General features: G+C 70.0%; 15 protein-coding genes. 1 reads left to right on the top strand and 14 read right to left on the bottom strand.

Annotated features, from left to right (window positions below; genetic code table 11):
* Positions 1 to 80: 80 nt before the first annotated feature.
* The 14 genes from EGH21_RS00790 to EGH21_RS24340 all read right to left on the bottom strand — a co-directional run bounded on the left by EGH21_RS00790 (position 81) and on the right by EGH21_RS24340 (position 13,971).
* The gene (locus EGH21_RS00790) at positions 81 to 1,874 is read right to left on the bottom strand and encodes a Na(+)/H(+) antiporter subunit D (protein ID WP_220616574.1); all 1,794 of its coding nucleotides are present in this window, start codon (positions 1,872 to 1,874) and stop codon (positions 81 to 83) included.
* Complete coding sequence (locus EGH21_RS00785) at positions 1,874 to 3,571, bottom strand: cation:proton antiporter (protein ID WP_220616573.1); 1,698 nt, start codon at positions 3,569 to 3,571, stop codon at positions 1,874 to 1,876. The genes EGH21_RS00790 and EGH21_RS00785 overlap by 1 nt, the downstream gene beginning before the upstream one ends.
* Positions 3,568 to 5,046, bottom strand: coding sequence for a monovalent cation/H+ antiporter subunit D family protein (locus tag EGH21_RS00780; RefSeq protein ID WP_220616572.1), 1,479 nt, complete (start codon positions 5,044 to 5,046; stop codon positions 3,568 to 3,570). Before EGH21_RS00780 ends, EGH21_RS00785 begins: the two co-directional genes overlap by 4 nt.
* Positions 5,039 to 5,407, bottom strand: coding sequence for a cation:proton antiporter subunit C (locus EGH21_RS00775; protein ID WP_220616571.1), 369 nt, complete (start codon positions 5,405 to 5,407; stop codon positions 5,039 to 5,041). The genes EGH21_RS00780 and EGH21_RS00775 overlap by 8 nt, the downstream gene beginning before the upstream one ends.
* Positions 5,404 to 5,874, bottom strand: coding sequence for a Na(+)/H(+) antiporter subunit B (locus tag EGH21_RS00770; protein ID WP_220616570.1), 471 nt, complete (start codon positions 5,872 to 5,874; stop codon positions 5,404 to 5,406). The genes EGH21_RS00775 and EGH21_RS00770 overlap by 4 nt, the downstream gene beginning before the upstream one ends.
* Positions 5,871 to 6,410 carry a DUF4040 domain-containing protein gene (locus tag EGH21_RS00765; RefSeq protein WP_220616569.1) on the bottom strand — a complete coding sequence of 180 codons (540 nt, stop codon included), beginning with the start codon at positions 6,408 to 6,410 and terminating at the stop codon, positions 5,871 to 5,873. Before EGH21_RS00765 ends, EGH21_RS00770 begins: the two co-directional genes overlap by 4 nt.
* The gene (mnhG, locus tag EGH21_RS00760; RefSeq protein WP_220616568.1) at positions 6,407 to 6,727 is read right to left on the bottom strand and encodes a monovalent cation/H(+) antiporter subunit G; all 321 of its coding nucleotides are present in this window, start codon (positions 6,725 to 6,727) and stop codon (positions 6,407 to 6,409) included. The genes EGH21_RS00765 and mnhG overlap by 4 nt, the downstream gene beginning before the upstream one ends.
* Complete coding sequence (locus tag EGH21_RS00755; RefSeq protein WP_220616567.1) at positions 6,724 to 6,999, bottom strand: cation:proton antiporter; 276 nt, start codon at positions 6,997 to 6,999, stop codon at positions 6,724 to 6,726. The genes mnhG and EGH21_RS00755 overlap by 4 nt, the downstream gene beginning before the upstream one ends.
* Positions 6,992 to 8,038: a monovalent cation/H+ antiporter subunit E gene (locus EGH21_RS00750; RefSeq protein WP_220616566.1), complete on the bottom strand. Its 1,047-nt coding sequence runs from the start codon at positions 8,036 to 8,038 to the stop codon at positions 6,992 to 6,994. Before EGH21_RS00750 ends, EGH21_RS00755 begins: the two co-directional genes overlap by 8 nt.
* A gap of 92 nt (positions 8,039 to 8,130) precedes the next feature.
* Complete coding sequence (coaBC, locus tag EGH21_RS00745) at positions 8,131 to 9,309, bottom strand: bifunctional phosphopantothenoylcysteine decarboxylase/phosphopantothenate--cysteine ligase CoaBC (protein WP_220616565.1); 1,179 nt, start codon at positions 9,307 to 9,309, stop codon at positions 8,131 to 8,133.
* 51 nt (positions 9,310 to 9,360) lie between these two features.
* Complete coding sequence (locus tag EGH21_RS00740) at positions 9,361 to 10,863, bottom strand: DUF7519 family protein (protein ID WP_220616564.1); 1,503 nt, start codon at positions 10,861 to 10,863, stop codon at positions 9,361 to 9,363.
* Entirely contained in the window at positions 10,860 to 12,209 is a 1,350-nt protein-coding gene (locus EGH21_RS00735) for a DUF58 domain-containing protein (protein WP_220616563.1), read from the bottom strand. The genes EGH21_RS00740 and EGH21_RS00735 overlap by 4 nt, the downstream gene beginning before the upstream one ends.
* Positions 12,206 to 12,973, bottom strand: a complete 768-nt coding sequence (locus EGH21_RS00730; RefSeq protein WP_220616562.1) for a DUF7269 family protein — start codon at positions 12,971 to 12,973, stop codon at positions 12,206 to 12,208. The genes EGH21_RS00735 and EGH21_RS00730 overlap by 4 nt, the downstream gene beginning before the upstream one ends.
* Positions 12,970 to 13,971 (bottom strand): DUF4129 domain-containing protein, encoded by a 1,002-nt coding sequence (locus EGH21_RS24340; protein WP_220616561.1) that lies wholly within the window; start codon positions 13,969 to 13,971, stop codon positions 12,970 to 12,972. The genes EGH21_RS00730 and EGH21_RS24340 overlap by 4 nt, the downstream gene beginning before the upstream one ends.
* Before the next feature lie 107 nt (positions 13,972 to 14,078).
* Here EGH21_RS24340 and EGH21_RS00720 point away from each other — a divergent pair, with 107 nt between their 5' ends.
* Positions 14,079 to 15,119, top strand: a complete 1,041-nt coding sequence (locus tag EGH21_RS00720) for a M48 family metalloprotease (protein ID WP_220616560.1) — start codon at positions 14,079 to 14,081, stop codon at positions 15,117 to 15,119.

The raw sequence follows: 15,119 nt of genomic DNA, 5'->3' as shown, positions 1-15,119 counted from the left end.
GTGTCCTTACTTGATTGAGACAGTGCGTGTGTATATAAATGGACGGCACCGATTATCCACTGTGAAAATACCCTCAGCTATCAGGGTAGTAAGAGTAACGCGACTGTCACGAAGATGGCGAGCACGAGGATACTGAACCCGATACCGGCCCGGAGGGGATAGGCCGGTTCGTCTTCGTCGGCACCGACGACGCGGTCGTACAGCGCGTTGGGGTCGGTGACGGCGACGGTGAGTGTGTTGGTCGCACCGACGACGGCCCGGTCGACGGCGGCGTACAGTTCGGTGACGCCGACGACGAGCGCTCGCGTCCCGTAGAACACCGTCGGGTTGTACAGCGAGTCGACGTCGGGGACGCGACCGAGTTTCGAGAGCGGTTTCTTCGTCAGGGCGAACCCGACCAGCCCGGCGGCGGCGAGCGCCAGTCCCTCGACGAGGTGGTCGACGGTGTAGGTCGTGTAGACGTGCGAGACGACGGCCCCGTCGGTGACGTCGAACGGCAGGATGCTGAACAGCGCGCCGTCGAAGACGCCGAAGCCGACACACAGCGCCGCGACGGTCACCATCGCGACGCTCTGCAGGCGGTTGGCGTCGGTCACGCTCCCGTCGTACTCGCCGTGGAAGAAGGCGTAGTAGCCGAACTTGATGAACGACATGAAGGTGCCGACGCCACCGATGAGGAGGAGCCACTCGAGCGTCGTCCGGCCGCCCACGTACAGCGGCCCCTTCACGAAGTCGTAGTGGCTCCCGGCGATGACGATGCCCTTGCTGACGAACCCGTTGAAGCCGGGGAACCCGGCGATGGAGAGCGCCGCCACGGTGAACGCCGTCGCCGTAATCGGCATCTCCCGCCAGAGGCCGCCGAGTTTCTTCAGGCTCTCCTCGCCGGTGCGGTAGACGACGACGCCGGCGGTCATGAACAGCAGGCCCTTGTAGAGGATGTGGTTGAACACGTGGGCGAACGCCCCGGCCTGTGCGAGGGCGCCGCCGATGCCGACGCCGGCTATCATGTAGCCGACCTGCGACTGGATGTGGTAGGAGAGCAGGCGGCGCATGTCGTTCTGGAACAGCGCGAACGTGGCGCCGAAGACGGCCATCCCGCCGCCCATGTACGCGATGGCGACGTTGCCGTCGGGGAACGCGCGGTACATCCCGTAGACGCCGGTCTTGGTCGTGAACACGCAGAGGAAGACGCTCGCGGCGACGTGGGGCCGCGGGTAGGTGTCCGGGAGCCACGCGTGCAGGCCGATGAAGCCGACGTTGACGCCGATGCCGACGGCCGCCAGCGCGGCGGGCAGGCCGGCGACGATACCGGCAGTCTCGGGCCCGCCGGGGACGGAGGCGAACAGGAAGGTCCCCTTGGCGACGTAGTTCTGGAGGATGGCCGCCATCAGGAGCGTCCCGCCGATGCCGTGGAACAGCGCGTAGCGGAAGCCGGCCCGGACCGCCGCGCCGCGGTAGTGCCACACCAGCAACGTGCTGGTGATAGCCATCAACTCCCAGAAGAACAGCATCGTGAGCCAGTCCCCGGCGAAGACGGCACCGAAACTGGTCGCGACGTACGAGAGCGCGAACGCCGTCTGGACGTTCTCGGCCTCGCTGGCGTAGGAGTACAGGACCGCGGCGGCGCCGATGAACCCGAAGATGAGTCCCATCAGCCGCGAGAACTCGTCGACGTTCAGGAGGACGGCCTCGAAGCCGAGGAACGTGGTCTGGAGGTGCGCGCCCGACGGGACGACCCACGCCCAGACGGTCGCTGCCCCGGTCGCCGCTACGCCGAGGGCGTGGCCGACCCGTCGTGGGAGGAACGCGACGAGGACGGCGACCGCCAGCAACACGACGACGGGTGGCACCGCCGTCAGCGGTCCGGTCGCCATCAGAGCACCACCCCCGGGAGACTCCCGACGATAGTCTCGACGATTCGCAGGAAGACGACGCCACGCGGGACGATGCCGAGCAACAGTGACAGCGTCGCCGCTGTCAGAATCGGGCCGAGCATGAACCACGTGCTCTCGGCCCCGCGCCAGTTGCGCTGGTCCCAGCCACTGGCCGGCGGACCGCCGTGGTGTTCGACGTCCTCGCGGTGTTTCCCGAGGTGGTCGATGTGTTGGGGGTCGGGGACCTCGTCGTCGTCGGCCGCCGCTTCCTCGGTCTCTGGGTCGACGGTCTCGGCGTCACCGCCGTCCGCTCGAACCGAGCGACCGCCCAGCACCGCTTCGACGAGCGGTTTCTCGTCGTGGCTCTCGGGCGACTCGAAGTACGCCTGATAGACGATGGGCCAGAAGTACGCGATGTTGAGCACGCCCGAGACCAGCAGCGCGGCGGCGAAGACGAGGCCGCCGCCCTCCAAGGCCCCGATGACGAGGTACCACTTGCTGACGAACCCGGCCACGAGGGGGATGCCGGCCATCCCCGCGGACGCCACGGCGAAGGCGGCCATCGTGAGCGGCATCCGCGTCCCGATGCCGGCCATGTCGCTGATGTCGTCGGTGTGGGTCTCGACGTGGATGGCGCCCGCACAGAAGAACAGGGTGAGCTTCATGAACGCGTGGGCGGGGATGTGGAGCAACCCCCCGACCAGCGCCTGCCCCTCCAGCAAGGCCAACCCGAGGACGATGTAGGAGAGTTGGCTGATAGTCGAGTACGCCAGCCGTCGTTTGAGGTTGTCCTGTCGGAGCGCGATGACGCTCGCGGTCAGGAGCGTGAACGCGGCGACGGCGGCCAGCGGCAGGTCCACGCCGAGGTCGCTCATCAGGTCCGTCCCGTACACGTCCAGCACGAGGCGAGCGATGCCGAACACGCCGCTCTTGACGACAGCGACGGCGTGGAGCAGGCCCGAGACGGGCGTCGGCGCGACCATCGCGTCCGGGAGCCACGAGTGGACCGGCATCAGCGCCGCCTTCACGCCGAACCCGGCCGCGAGCAGCGCGAACGCCGCGCGGGCGAGCGTCGGGTCGGCCGTCGCCAGCGCCTCGATGCCGCCGGGGGTGAACGCCGTCGTCCCGGTGAGGAAGAACACGAGGACGGTGCCGCCGAGGACGGCGACGCCGCCGCCGAAGGTGTACGCGAGGTACTTTCGACCGGCCGCGCGCGCCTCGTCCGTCTCGTCGTGGGTGACCAGCGGGTACGTCGACACCGTCAGCAGTTCGTAGAAGACGAACAGCGTGAGCAGGTTCGCGCTGAAGGCGACGCCCACGGCGGAGGCCAGACTCGCGGCGAACGACGCGAAGTACCGGGTCTGGGCGTGTTCGTCCAGTCCGCGCATGTAGCCGATGGAGTAGAAACTCGTCACTATCCACAGCAGACTCGCCAGCGCGGCGAAGAGGAGGCCCAGCGGGTCGGCCCGCAGAGCCAGTTGGATGCCGGTGGCGAACTGACCGAAGGAGAAGACGTACACCGTCCCCGAGAGGACGCCCGGCACCATGCTGGCCACGATGGCGAACTTCGCCGCGGCGACGGTGAGCGTGACGCCTTCGCGGACGTTCGGTCGCCCCTTCAGCGAGAGGATAATCGGGATGGCGACGGCCGACACGAGGACTGCGAGCAGCGGTCGGATGGATGCGACGTCTGTCATTGGTTCAGGAGTGGGGGGAGCGTCTGTTCGAGCACCTGTTCGAGTGCGGGTACGGCGGCGGTGAGTGCGACGGCGAGGACGGCCGCGACGACGACGACGGCTATCATCCCCGTCGAGACGCTCGCCCCGCCGTCGGCGACGGCGGCCTCCTCGCGGATGGTCGGTTCGGCGAAGTAGAGCCGTTCGACCAGCCGGGCGAAGTACGCCAGCGTCAGGAGCGTACTCGCCAGTAAGACGGCGACGACGGGCCAGACGCCGGCCTCGACGGCGCCGACGACGATGTACCACTTCCCGACGAACCCGACGGCCGGCGGGACGCCGACCATCGCCAGTGCGAGGACGGCGAAGGAACCGGCGGCGACCGGGGCCCGGGCGGCCATCCCGGCGTAGCCGCCGACGGTGGTCGCCCCGGTCTCACGCTCGATGACGCCGCTGGCGGCGAACAGGCCCCCTTTCATCACGGCGTGGCCGAGCAGGTGGACCGTCGCCCCGACGACGGCGATGGGCGTCGCGACGGTGAACCCCGCAATCACGAGGCCGAACTGTGAGACCGACGAGTACGCGAGCATCCGCTGGACGCTGTTCTGTGAGACGGCGAGAGCACTGCCGGCGACGATACTCACCGAGGCCAGCGTCAGCAGTGCCCAGCGGGCACCGGGCACCGCTTCGAGGAATTCGACGGTGAACACCGAGAACAGCAGTCGGGCCAGAGCGTACGCCGACACCGTCGAGACGAGCGCGGAGATGAACGCGCTGACGCTGTCCGGCGCGTTCGCGTAGGCGTCGGGTTGCCACGTGTGCAGGGGGAACAGGGCCACCTTCACCGTGAGTCCGCCGACCATCAGGCCGAACGCCGTCAGGACGAGCGTCGAGTCGTAACCGACCGCCGCGAGTTTGTCCGCGAGGTCGGTCATGTTCAGCGTCCCCGTCGCCGCCAACGCGTAGCCGACGCCGAGGAGGTACAGCGACGCGCCGACCGTGCCGATGATGAGGTACTTCAGCGCCGCCACGGCCGAACTCGCCTCGCGGCCGCTTGCGACGAGGCCGTACGCGGCCAGTCCCGTGATTTCGAGGAACACGTAGAGGTTGAACACGTCGCCGGTGACGGTCATCCCCGTGAGGCCGGTGACCAACAAGAGGTACTGGCTGTAGAAGGCGTTCGAGTGCGGGCCGGCGTGTCGCGCGTAGGCGAGGACGCCGAGTGCCACGACGCCGACGAGGACGACGACGGACGCCGAGAGGCCGTCGACGACCAACTCGATGCCGTACGGTGCGGCGAACCCGCCGACGGCGTAGGAGACGACGCCCTCGGTCCAGACGGTCCAGCCGAGCAGTCCGGCCAGCACCGCGTGGACGAACACGGTCAGCGTCGCGACGGGCCACCCGGCGCGGTCGGTGAACAGACTGGCTACCAGCGGGACGGTCCCGCCGACGATGGGCAACACGACCAGCAAGACGGGGAGATGTTCAATCATAGTAGAGTTGCTCCAGTGTGTCTTCGTCCAGCGTCCCGTACTCCGCGTAGATGCGGACGATGAGCGCAAGTGCGACCGCCGTCAGACTCACGCCCACGACGATAGCCGTCAGGATGAGGACGTGCGGCAACGGGCTGACGTAGGGGCCGCCGCCGTCGGTGATGACCGGCGGGTTCCCGCCGGTGCGGTAGGCCAGCGTGATGAAGAAGAGGAAGATGCCGGTCTGGAAGACGTTCATCCCGATGACCTTCTTCACCAGGTTCGCCGACTCCACCAGCATGTACAGGCCGATGCCCAGCAACAGGACGACGGCGTAGTAGTTGTAGTGCGTCGTCAGCAGGTCCAGTTGTAACGGTATCATGCCTCACCCTCCTCGTCGACGACGTGCCCGAACCCGGCCGCGAGCAGGAAGAACAGGCCGATGGCGACGCTGGCGACGATGGCGCCGATGCCCAGTTCGACCAGTTCGATACCGTACTTGCTCGCGTGCGAGAGGAACACCTCGTACTCGGTGTACTGGAGGAACTGCCCGCCCAGGACGATGGTGCCGAGGCCGATACTGGCGAAGGTGAGGACGCCACCGGCCGCGAGCGCGACGACGACGCGCACGTCCAGCCACTGTCGCGTCGACTCGATACCGTAGGCGAAGGCGAGCATCAACACGACGGACCCGGCGATGACGCCACCCTGGAACCCGCCGCCCGGCGAGTCCGCGCCGTGGAACATGATGAACAGCGCGAACGTGAGGACGAACGGCGCGACGACCCGGACCGTCGTCATGATGATGGTGCTCTCGACGTAGAGGCCGGGTTGGTCGTCGACGCTCATGCGAACACCTCCCGACGGAGGACCGTCAGCGCGGCGACGCCGGCCGCGAACACCACGACGGCCTCGCCGAGCGTGTCGAACCCACGGTAGGCCGCGAGCACCGCGGTGACGGCGTTCTTCACGTCGGTCTGCTCGTAGGCGTTGTCGAGGTAGTACTGGGTCACCTCGCCGCCGACGACCGGCGAACTCGGGTCGCCGATGGCCGGCAGCGCGGGGACGGTGGCCGCCATCACGAGGACGAACGTGCCCACGAGCAGTACCGTCCGGACGTTCACCGGTTCCAGCAGTCGGTCGGCGTCGGGCGTGACCGTGTTCGCCAGCGCCACCAGGAGCAGGATGGTCATGATGCCGGCACCGACCGCCGCTTCGGTCAGGCCGACGTCCGGGGCCTGCAGGATGAGCCAGATGATGGAGACGCCCAGACTGTACGCGGCGAACGACATCACCGACGCCAGCGTGTCGCGCAGCAGCGCGGCCCCGAGCGCACACCCGACGACGAACAGGAGCAGTGCGCCTTCGAGGGCGGTCAGCGTCACGTCTCTCCCTCCCCGTCGTCGAGCGTCCACGGTTCGATACCCTGGTCCTGTGCCGCCCGGGCGATGGCGTGGGCGGCCGTCGGGTTGGTGAGGAACATGAACGTGAGCAGGAAGACGGCCTTCACCGTCGAGATGTCCGACTGGAGGGCCAGCGCGGCCGCGCCGACGGTGAGGACGGCACCCAGCGTGTCGCTCTTCGACGCCGCGTGTGCGCGGGTGTACACGTCCGGCAACCGGACGATGCCCAGCGCCGCGACGGCACCGAAGAAGGCGCCGACGAGGGCGAGGGCCACGATACCCCACTCGACGGGCGTCATAGCACACCCCCGTGTTCGACGTTGAACTTCGAGAACGCTATCGAGAGCAGGAAGTTCAGCAGGGCGTAGACCAGCGCCACGTCTAGGAACACCGACTCCTGGAACGCCGCGGCGACGAGCGCGATGGCGATGACGGTGTTGGTCCCCATGACGTTGACGGCGATGACCCGGTCGTGGATGGTCGGGCCGACGAAGACGCGGTACAGCGCCACGACGGCGAAGACGACGAACGCGGCCGCGATGGCCAGCAGCGCCGTCGCGAACTCAACCATCCTGCCCCTCCCCGTCGTCCCCGCGTTCACGGGGCGACGCGATGGCTGCCGCCTCTCGGCCGTAGAAGACGAACCTGACCGCCCGTTCGAGGCCGCCCGCGAACAGGTCCTCGCGGGACCCGGCGGTCAGCGAGTGGATGTCGAACGCGCGGTCGGTGACATCCACCGTGAGCGTGCCCGGCGTGAGCGTGATGCTGTTCGCGAGCGTCGTCACCGGGGCGTCGCCCCAGACCGCCGCTCGCAGTTCGACGATTTTCGGGTCGATGGGAAGACTCGGATGGAGGACGACGTACGCGATTTGGAGGTTGGCGACGGCGATCTCCTTCAGCAGGTACGGCACGAACACCGCCATCCGAGCGAGTTGCTTCCCGACGCGGAAGACGGAGGGTTGCTGACTGAACGCGACGGGAGCCAACAGCACCGCCACGAGCGTCGCGGTGAAGAAGCCGGTGAGGAAGTCGAGCGGTTTCCACGCGCTCAACAGCATGTAGAACAGGTACGACGCGCCGAAGACGGTGAGGTACTTCGGGAGCGAGGCGGCCCGGCCGAGGACTGTCGCCTCTGTCCGTCGCTCGACCGGCGCCTCCTCTACGGCGATGTCGTCGCGCGTCAGTTCGAGTTGCAGCGGACGCAACATCGGCGTCGCACCGCCGGGGCTGTACTCCGGGTCGAGGACGATTCGGTCGGCCCCCACGTCGGCGGCGTAGTCGAGTATCGCCTCCGCGTAGTCGCCGGGGCTGAAGAGGTAGCGGTCGGCACCCAGCACCGCCGTCTCGACGCTGATACCCGTCGGCGGGTCCTCGCCGAGGTCCTCTTCGACCCACACCTCCACGCGTTCGAGTAGTTCGGTGGCCTCGGAGAGTTCCTCCGGGGCGTCCGGGTCGACCGACCGGGTGGTGGCGACGTCGACGAAGTGGAGTTCGACCGGCCCGTCCGTGGCCGCCGTCTCGGCCTCTGCGACGACGTAGGCGACGGTGTTCCGCAAGGTCACCGAGTCGTCGACCGGCACCAGTAGACGGCGGGCGTCAGATGCAGTCACGGTAGTAGTTGAGAATCCTGTTTTTGGGTGGTTGACGCACGCTACAGTCGTTACCGAAAGCGAACCACGGGATACGCAAAACTATTTCGCAATCACTCGGTTGGCGAGGCCCGGTCCCCGAGTTCGTCGGCGAGTTCCGCCGCCACTCGCGTGCCGAGGCCCTGCTTGTCGCCGACGTACTCGCTCGTCTCGTCGGCGCGGACGACGAGCGCGCGGGTGTCGGCCGCCCCCATCACGCTCGCGTCGTTGGCGACGACGAACGCGAGACCGGCCCGTTCGAGGACGTCGCGGGCTCTGCGCACGAGCGTCTCGTCGTCGGCCGTCGACTCGACTTTGAACCCGACGATTGGGAGGTCGGGGTTGTCCTCGCGGACGGTGTCGATGAGTTTCGGCGTCCGTTCGAGCGTCAGCGTCAGGTCGTCCTGCCCGCTCTGTATCTTCTCGTCGGCGGCGTCGACGGTGTAGTCGGAGATGGCCGCGGCGGAGACGAGGGCGTCGGCGTCGGGCGCCACGTCGGCGACGGCCGCCGTCATCTCCGCGGCCGATTCGACCGCTTCGACGGTGGCGTACGGGACGTCCGGGCTGTCGTGGACGAGCGTCACGGCCGCGCCGTGGACGTAACAGGCCCGTGCGACCGCACGCCCGGTGCGACCCGACGCGCGGTTCGACAGCGTCCGTACGGGGTCGACGGACTCGGTGGTCGCCCCGCTCGTGACGACGACGTGCCGGCCGTCGAGCGGCCGGTCTCCGGCGGCGCGGGCCACCTCGGTGACGATAGCCTCCTCCGTGGCTATCTTCGCCTTCCCCTCCTCTACGCGCGGGTCGACGAACTCGACGCCCCACGACTCGACGCGCTCGATGGCGTCGAGGACGCCGGGGTGGTCGTACATCGGTTCGTGCATCGCCGGCGCGACGACGACGGGCAGTCCCGCGCCCAGCGCCGTCGTGGCACAGGTCGTCACGGGCGTGTCGTCGATGGCCGCCGCGACTTTCCCGACGGAGTTAGCCGTCGCCGGCGCGAGGAGCAGTACGTCCCCCCACCCGTCGACCCCGCAGAGGTCGACGTGTTCGACCCGCCCGGTCAGTTCCGTCACCACGTCGTGTTCGGTCGCGAACTCGACGGCCCACGGGTGGACGATACCCGTCGCCGCGTCGGTCATCACCGCTCGGACCGACGCCCCCTGTCGACGCAACTCGTGGGCCAGTTCCACCGTCTTGACCGCGGCGATGGAGCCTGAGACCCCCAACACGACGTTGACTCCCTGCAACATGCCTCGCCCTTCGCCGTGACGGCCTAAAAGTGTCTGTCCTCGGGTCCGGTATCACTCGCCGGCCGGACGGCCGTCTCGGAGCGTGATGGCGACGCCGAACGCGATGACGGCGACGACGACGAGGCCGAGCGCGACAGCCGACCTGCCAGCGGCGGTCGGGTCGGCAGGCGGCGCGAGCACCGGGACGAGGAGGTAGCGTGCGGCGAGGGCCAGCCCGACGCCGCCGGCCAGTACTAGCGCGCTCCCCGTGACGTGGACGAACTGGCTGTCCGTCGAGTCGGCGGCCCGGCCGAGGTGGTCGCCGATGTTGCGGGCGTGAGCGCCGGTGTCCCAGACGAGTATCGCGCCGGCGACGCCGAGGACGACCAGCGGCGTGGCCAGCCCCATCTCCGCGGCGGCGAGCGTCGTCACGAACAGGAGAGCGCTCCCGGCCGCGAACCCGGCCGTCGACGACGGGAGGAGCCCGTAGGCCGAGAGCACGGACGGTATCTGGAGGGCGATACCGACGAGCAACAGCAGCGAGACGGCCCCGCCGAGCACGACGCCCGCCGGACCGACGAGCGGCGCCACGCCGGCCGTGCCTACCGACAGGGGCGTGACCCCCAGCGCCGACGCGACGGCGGTGCCGACGAGGGTGGCAGCGACGGCCACCAGACCGCCGGCCTGCAGAGCGAGGGTCCGCGCGGGGTCGTCACCGAGCCAGTCGACCACCCAGACCTGCGCGGCGTCGGCGAGGAGGACGGCAGACAGCGCCGCGCCGACGAGTCCGACGAGGACGTGGAGCGGCCACCCGAGCGCCAGTTCGAGCAGCGGCCCCACGACGGGGACGCTGTCGAGCAACAGGGCGAACAGCGACCGGCCGACGGGACTCAGCGCGACGAGCACTTCGAGGCCCACGACGCCCCAGACCGCCCTCGGGAGCGCTCGCGGCGAGACGGCCACGTCGTCGAGCGTCGCGAGCGGACCGTCGGAACCCGTCTCCGGGACCCAGTCGGTCAGTACCGGGACGGCACGCGAAAGCAGGCCGAGGACGCCGAGGACCGCTAGCTGGAGCGTCACGAACGCGCCCAGCGGGGTGGCAACCGCGGCGGCCAGTAGCGCCCCGAAGAACGCGGTCGCCACACCGAACTGGGCGTTCAGGTTCAGCAGGACAGCGATGACGATACCGACGAGTAGCGCGTTCCCGTTCTCGCGCAACGCCGTCCCGAGCGACTCGCTCTCGACCAGCCCGGTCGTGGCGTCGACGGCGACCAGCGCGACCGCGACGCCGATGCCGGCGTACACGGGGAGGGCGTAGCTCCCGCGCCCGAGGTACAGCGCGAGGCCGAGACAGAGCGACCCCGCGAGGAGTGCGACGCTCCCGGCCGCGGTTCGTGCGTTCGTCTCCCGGTCCAGTGCCCACGCGCCGCCGGCGACTGCTAGTCCCCCGACGACGCTCGTCGCGACGGGCAGCGGGGACCCGACTCCGAGGCCGACGGCCAGTGCGACGACGACGGCTAGCGTCCCCGCAAGCGCCGCCGTCGACTCGACCGGGCGGGCGTCGAGACCCGTCACGCCGACCACCGTTCCGTGGCCCGCGCGAGCGTCTTCGCGAGCGGGTCCGTCAGCGTCCAGTCGGCCACGCGGACCGTCCCGCGGAGGCCGTCGATGCGTTCGTCCCGGTCGAACCCCGCGAGGGTGCCGCCGGCCGTCTCCGACGCCGTCACGTCCGGGCTGACGACGGTCACCGCCTGGCCGTACGCGGCGAGACGTCTGGCCGCGTCGGCCGCCCGGTCGTCCAGTAGCGGGCTACAGAACACGACCTGTGCCTCGTCGGGGAGGCGACGGTCGAGCGTCTCGACGGCGTCGCCGCCGTCCGCGACCGGTCCGTGGCGGTCCGGTGCCGACCCCGTCGGGGAGGGGCGGTTCGCTCGCAGTTCGGCGCCGGGCGGGAACAGGCGGCCGACCTCGCCGTCGTCCCGCTGTCCGTCGGCTGTCACGCCGTCGCCGCCCGTCACGGCGGCGAGGAACGCCCGCAGGCGGCGGTACTGGTTCCTGTCGGCCGCGGGGCGGAGGTACGCACAGTCGTCGAAGGTGGCGGCACCGACCCGGTCGTTCTCGGCCAGTAACGTCTCGGCCAGTCGCTCGGCGGCGTACGTACAGAACTGGACCGCGTCGGGGTCGCGTGGCCGCGCCGCGACAGGGTGCCGCGTGTCGACCAACAGGACGACGCTCGCCGCGGCCGTCTCCCGGTACTCGACGGTCGACAGTTCGCTCGTCCGGGCGAAGCGGTTCCAGTCGATGCGTCGCATCGGGTCCGTCGACTGGTACTCGCGGATGCCGTAGAACGAGACGCCGTCGCCGCCCGCCTGCGTCTGGACGCGTCCGGTCTGGGTGAGTTCGCGTGCCGAGAGCGGGAGCGACTCCACGTCCGCGCCGCAGTCGATGGTCGTCTCGACGGTCACCGACGCACGGGACTCCGTGGTCCCGGCGAGGTCACGGCAGACGACGGTCGTCTCGCCGAACGGGTGTTCGCCGCGTCGCGCCCTGACGCTGTAGCCGAAGGCGGCGCTGTCGTCGACGTCGAGCGTCGTCCCGAACCGTGGCGACCCGTCGACGACACGGAGGCGGTCGGGGACGCCGTCGACGACGCGCACGTCCGGGAGGTGCCTGCGTCCCTCGTTGCGGACCGTCACGGTCACCGACACCTCGTCGCCCGGGAGCGGCGCGGCCGGTTCGAGCGTCCGCTCGACGGTCAGTTCGGGTTCGGGGTGTCGCGTCGCGCTCTCGTAGGCGGCGTACACGAGGCCGACCGTCGAGGCGACGAAGATGGCCGCGTTCCCGGTCGCGAGGCCGGCGGCGCCGGTCACGAGTGCGACCGAGAGACCGACGGCGCGGCGACCCCGCCGTCGCTCGCTCACGCGCCGTCACCTCCCCGAAGGCGCCGAATCTCGGCCAGCGTCGCGTCGACCTTGCGGTCGAACCCCTCGCCGCTGGCCCAGTCGCGGACCTGTCGCCCGAGCGGCGGGTCCGGGACGCCGTCGCCGCCGAGGAACGACGCGGCGCGAGGGTCGTCGGTCCACGTCCCCGCCTCGACCGCGTCCTGGGCCTCCTCGGCGTCTAGTCCCGTACGGCGGACGAGCGTCCGTTCGACCGTCTCGCGGAGTCGCCGGCGCACGTCGGCCGCGTAACTCGCTTCGAGTCCGTCGTAGGGGTCGACGCGACCGTCGATGCGGTCGAGCAGGTCGTCGACGTCGTCGCCCACGACGGTCTGGGTAGGCCCCTGCATCGACTCGGGGGTAGCCGTCGGGAGTTCCACGGGGGCGGGGTCGTCGCTGTCCGCGGCGTGGGACCGTGTGACGACGCCGTAGAGGCCGAGCAGTGTGACGAGGCCGGCCGTCGCCGGGATGGCGGCACGGAGCGTCGCCGTCGTCCCGGCACCGACCAGCGAGCCGACGAGTCCGGGGACCGTCGCGACGACGACGGCGGCGAGGAGCGACACGAGTCCGACGGCGGCGAACAGCCGCCACCAGCCGCCGGTGTCGTCCCGGTCGACCGTGCCGTCGACTCTCGCCCGTGCCGACCGCGTCGCGGTGACGGTTTCGTCCGGGTCCGTCGCGGTGTCCCGGGTCGGGACCGTCACCTCGTCGGTGGTGCGCTCGTCCGTGGTCACCGTCTCGCTCACGACTCGTCACCTCCGCCGAAGACGTCGCGGAGTGCGTCACGGGCGGCCTCCGCCCGACCGGTCGACGGCGACTCGCCGCCGTAGGTGACGGCCCGGAACACCTCGGTCAGTCGCCAGACCGGTCCCGCGGGGAGGCCGGCGGCTATCGCCTCGCGTGCGTACTCGCCGGGCGTCGTGGCGGTCGGATTGTCGACCGGGACGGCGTCGGTCAATCGCTCCCAAGCCTCGCGTATCGTAAGCGGACTCGAGTCTTCGCCGGCGTCGCTACCTACCGGGACCGACGCGGCGGTCCGAGCGTCCTCTGTCGTCGGGTCGTCCGGTTCCACGAAGCCGGGGCGCTCGAAGCCGTCGCGGAGCGACGCGAACAGGCCACCACCGGCCAGCCCGGCCAGCGACCGCACCGGTGCCGTCGCGAGGATGGCGAGCGCACCCGGGAGGGCGGTGACCGACCGTCCGAGTATCCTGCCGACGGGGCCCAGACCGGCCGCGACGCCGTGCCCGACGCCCCGGACCACCGTGCCGACGCCCGCCGCGACTCGGGCGAGGCCGCCCCCACCGGCGAGCAGGACGGTGGCCGTGACCTGCGGAATCCGCTGGACGACGCCAGCGAACGGGAGTGGGATACGTCCCACCCAAGGGAGCCTGATGTCTGCCTCTCCGTAGCCGTCGCTGGACCGGACCAGCACCACGCCGACGTAGCCCACGGCTGTCAGGCCGAGCAACGCGAGCAACGTCGGGAGGAAGGAGAGGTCCGGCAGGCCGCCGCCACCGTCCGCCTCGGGTGGCGGTGCCGCGGTCGGTGTCGCCGTGGGCGTGGGCGAGGACGTTGGTGTCGGGGTCGGCGTGTCGGGCGTCGGGGTCGGCGTCGGTGCCGTCCCCTCGACGGGTGCCTGTTGCCGGAGTTCTACGTCCAGCGCAGCGGGGAACAGCGCCGTCGCGTAGATGACGGCACCTGCACAGAGGAGGGCCAGAGCGGCGCGGATGGGGCTGGAAGGCACTACCTTTGATTTCTTGCCAACCAATCTAAAGTATTGTCCTTGGTCAGACGCATTCTTGAGCCACCAGAAGGATTTTGGCGTGTTGACAGTAAGTTCAGATACGCCCTATGCGGAGACTCACCCGCCGTATCCTCCTGACCCTCTCCCTGTTACTCGCCGTCGACGTCGCCGTCGTCGCGACGGCCGCGTACCTCCTGACCCCGTGGCTCTCGCCGGCCCGTGACGCCGTCGCGGCGGCACTCCCGGTCGGCGCCGGCGTCGCGTGGTGGGTCGCCGTCGTCGTGCCCGCCCTCGTCGCGTTCGTCTGGGCGCAGTTGCGCTACACCCGCGCACAGACCCTCTCGGACGCCGACGCACGCGAGGTCACACGCGACGAGTTCCCCGACCTCTACGACCGAGTCCAGCGACTCAGCCAGCAGGCGGACGTGGCGATGCCGACGCTCGCGGTGGCCGACAGTCCGGTCCCGAACAGTTTCGCCGTCGGGACGTTCGGGAGTGCGACCGTCGTCGTCAGCGAGGGGCTACTCGCGACCCTCGACGGCGACGAACTCGACGCCGTCCTCGCCCACGAGCTGATGCACGTCTCGAACCGCGACGCGACGGTGATGACGCTGGCGAACTTCCTGCCGGCGCTCACCAACGGCGAGTACGGCCCGCTCGACGACTCGCTCCCGGGCGCACGCGGGAGCCGACTCCTCGCCGGTGTGGTCGGGGTCGGCGTCGCCTACGTCCTCAGCGCACGCTTCCTCTCCGCCCCCTTCGGGTCCGTCGCCTTCACGGCCGGGTTTCTGGTCGTGTTCGGCCTGACCGTCGTCGTCGGGGGTATCCTGCTCGGCGTGTTCACGGCACCCGTCGTCGTGCTCGCGCGGTCGCTCTCGCGTGCGCGGGAGTACACCGCCGACCGGAGCGCCGCGAAACTCACCGGGAAGCCGTCGGCACTGGTCGGCGCACTCCAGACACTCGACGCCGACGCGGCGCCGACCCCGGCGACGGACAAGCGGCGCGCCTACGACGGGGTCAGCGGGCTCTGTTTCCTCCCCTACGGATTCGACGAGTCCGGTGGCGACGAGTTCCACCTCGAGACGCGCTCGCACCCACCGACCGCCGAGCGAATCGAACGGCTGGGTGACCTCCTCGGCGACCGCTGA

The sequence above is a fragment of the Haloarcula rubra genome (assembly GCF_019599465.1).
Classification (GTDB): Archaea; Halobacteriota; Halobacteria; order Halobacteriales; family Haloarculaceae; genus Haloarcula; species Haloarcula rubra.
Note: the sequence above shows the minus strand (reverse complement) of the source record. Positions and strands in the feature narration are given on the sequence as shown.

What these genes read in the sequence shown, in the direction of transcription:
- EGH21_RS00775 (WP_220616571.1), bottom strand. Translation starts at nt 5,407, where the DNA reads ATGATACCGTTACAACTGGACCTGCTGACGACGCACTACAACTACTAC.
- EGH21_RS00770 (WP_220616570.1), bottom strand. Translation starts at nt 5,874, where the DNA reads ATGAGCGTCGACGACCAACCCGGCCTCTACGTCGAGAGCACCATCATC.
- EGH21_RS00790 (WP_220616574.1), bottom strand. Translation starts at nt 1,874, where the DNA reads ATGGCGACCGGACCGCTGACGGCGGTGCCACCCGTCGTCGTGTTGCTG.
- EGH21_RS00755 (WP_220616567.1), bottom strand. Translation starts at nt 6,999, where the DNA reads ATGGTTGAGTTCGCGACGGCGCTGCTGGCCATCGCGGCCGCGTTCGTC.
- coaBC (WP_220616565.1), bottom strand. Translation starts at nt 9,309, where the DNA reads ATGTTGCAGGGAGTCAACGTCGTGTTGGGGGTCTCAGGCTCCATCGCC.
- EGH21_RS00780 (WP_220616572.1), bottom strand. Translation starts at nt 5,046, where the DNA reads ATGATTGAACATCTCCCCGTCTTGCTGGTCGTGTTGCCCATCGTCGGC.
- EGH21_RS00720 (WP_220616560.1), top strand. Translation starts at nt 14,079, where the DNA reads ATGCGGAGACTCACCCGCCGTATCCTCCTGACCCTCTCCCTGTTACTC.
- EGH21_RS00785 (WP_220616573.1), bottom strand. Translation starts at nt 3,571, where the DNA reads ATGACAGACGTCGCATCCATCCGACCGCTGCTCGCAGTCCTCGTGTCG.
- mnhG (WP_220616568.1), bottom strand. Translation starts at nt 6,727, where the DNA reads ATGACGCCCGTCGAGTGGGGTATCGTGGCCCTCGCCCTCGTCGGCGCC.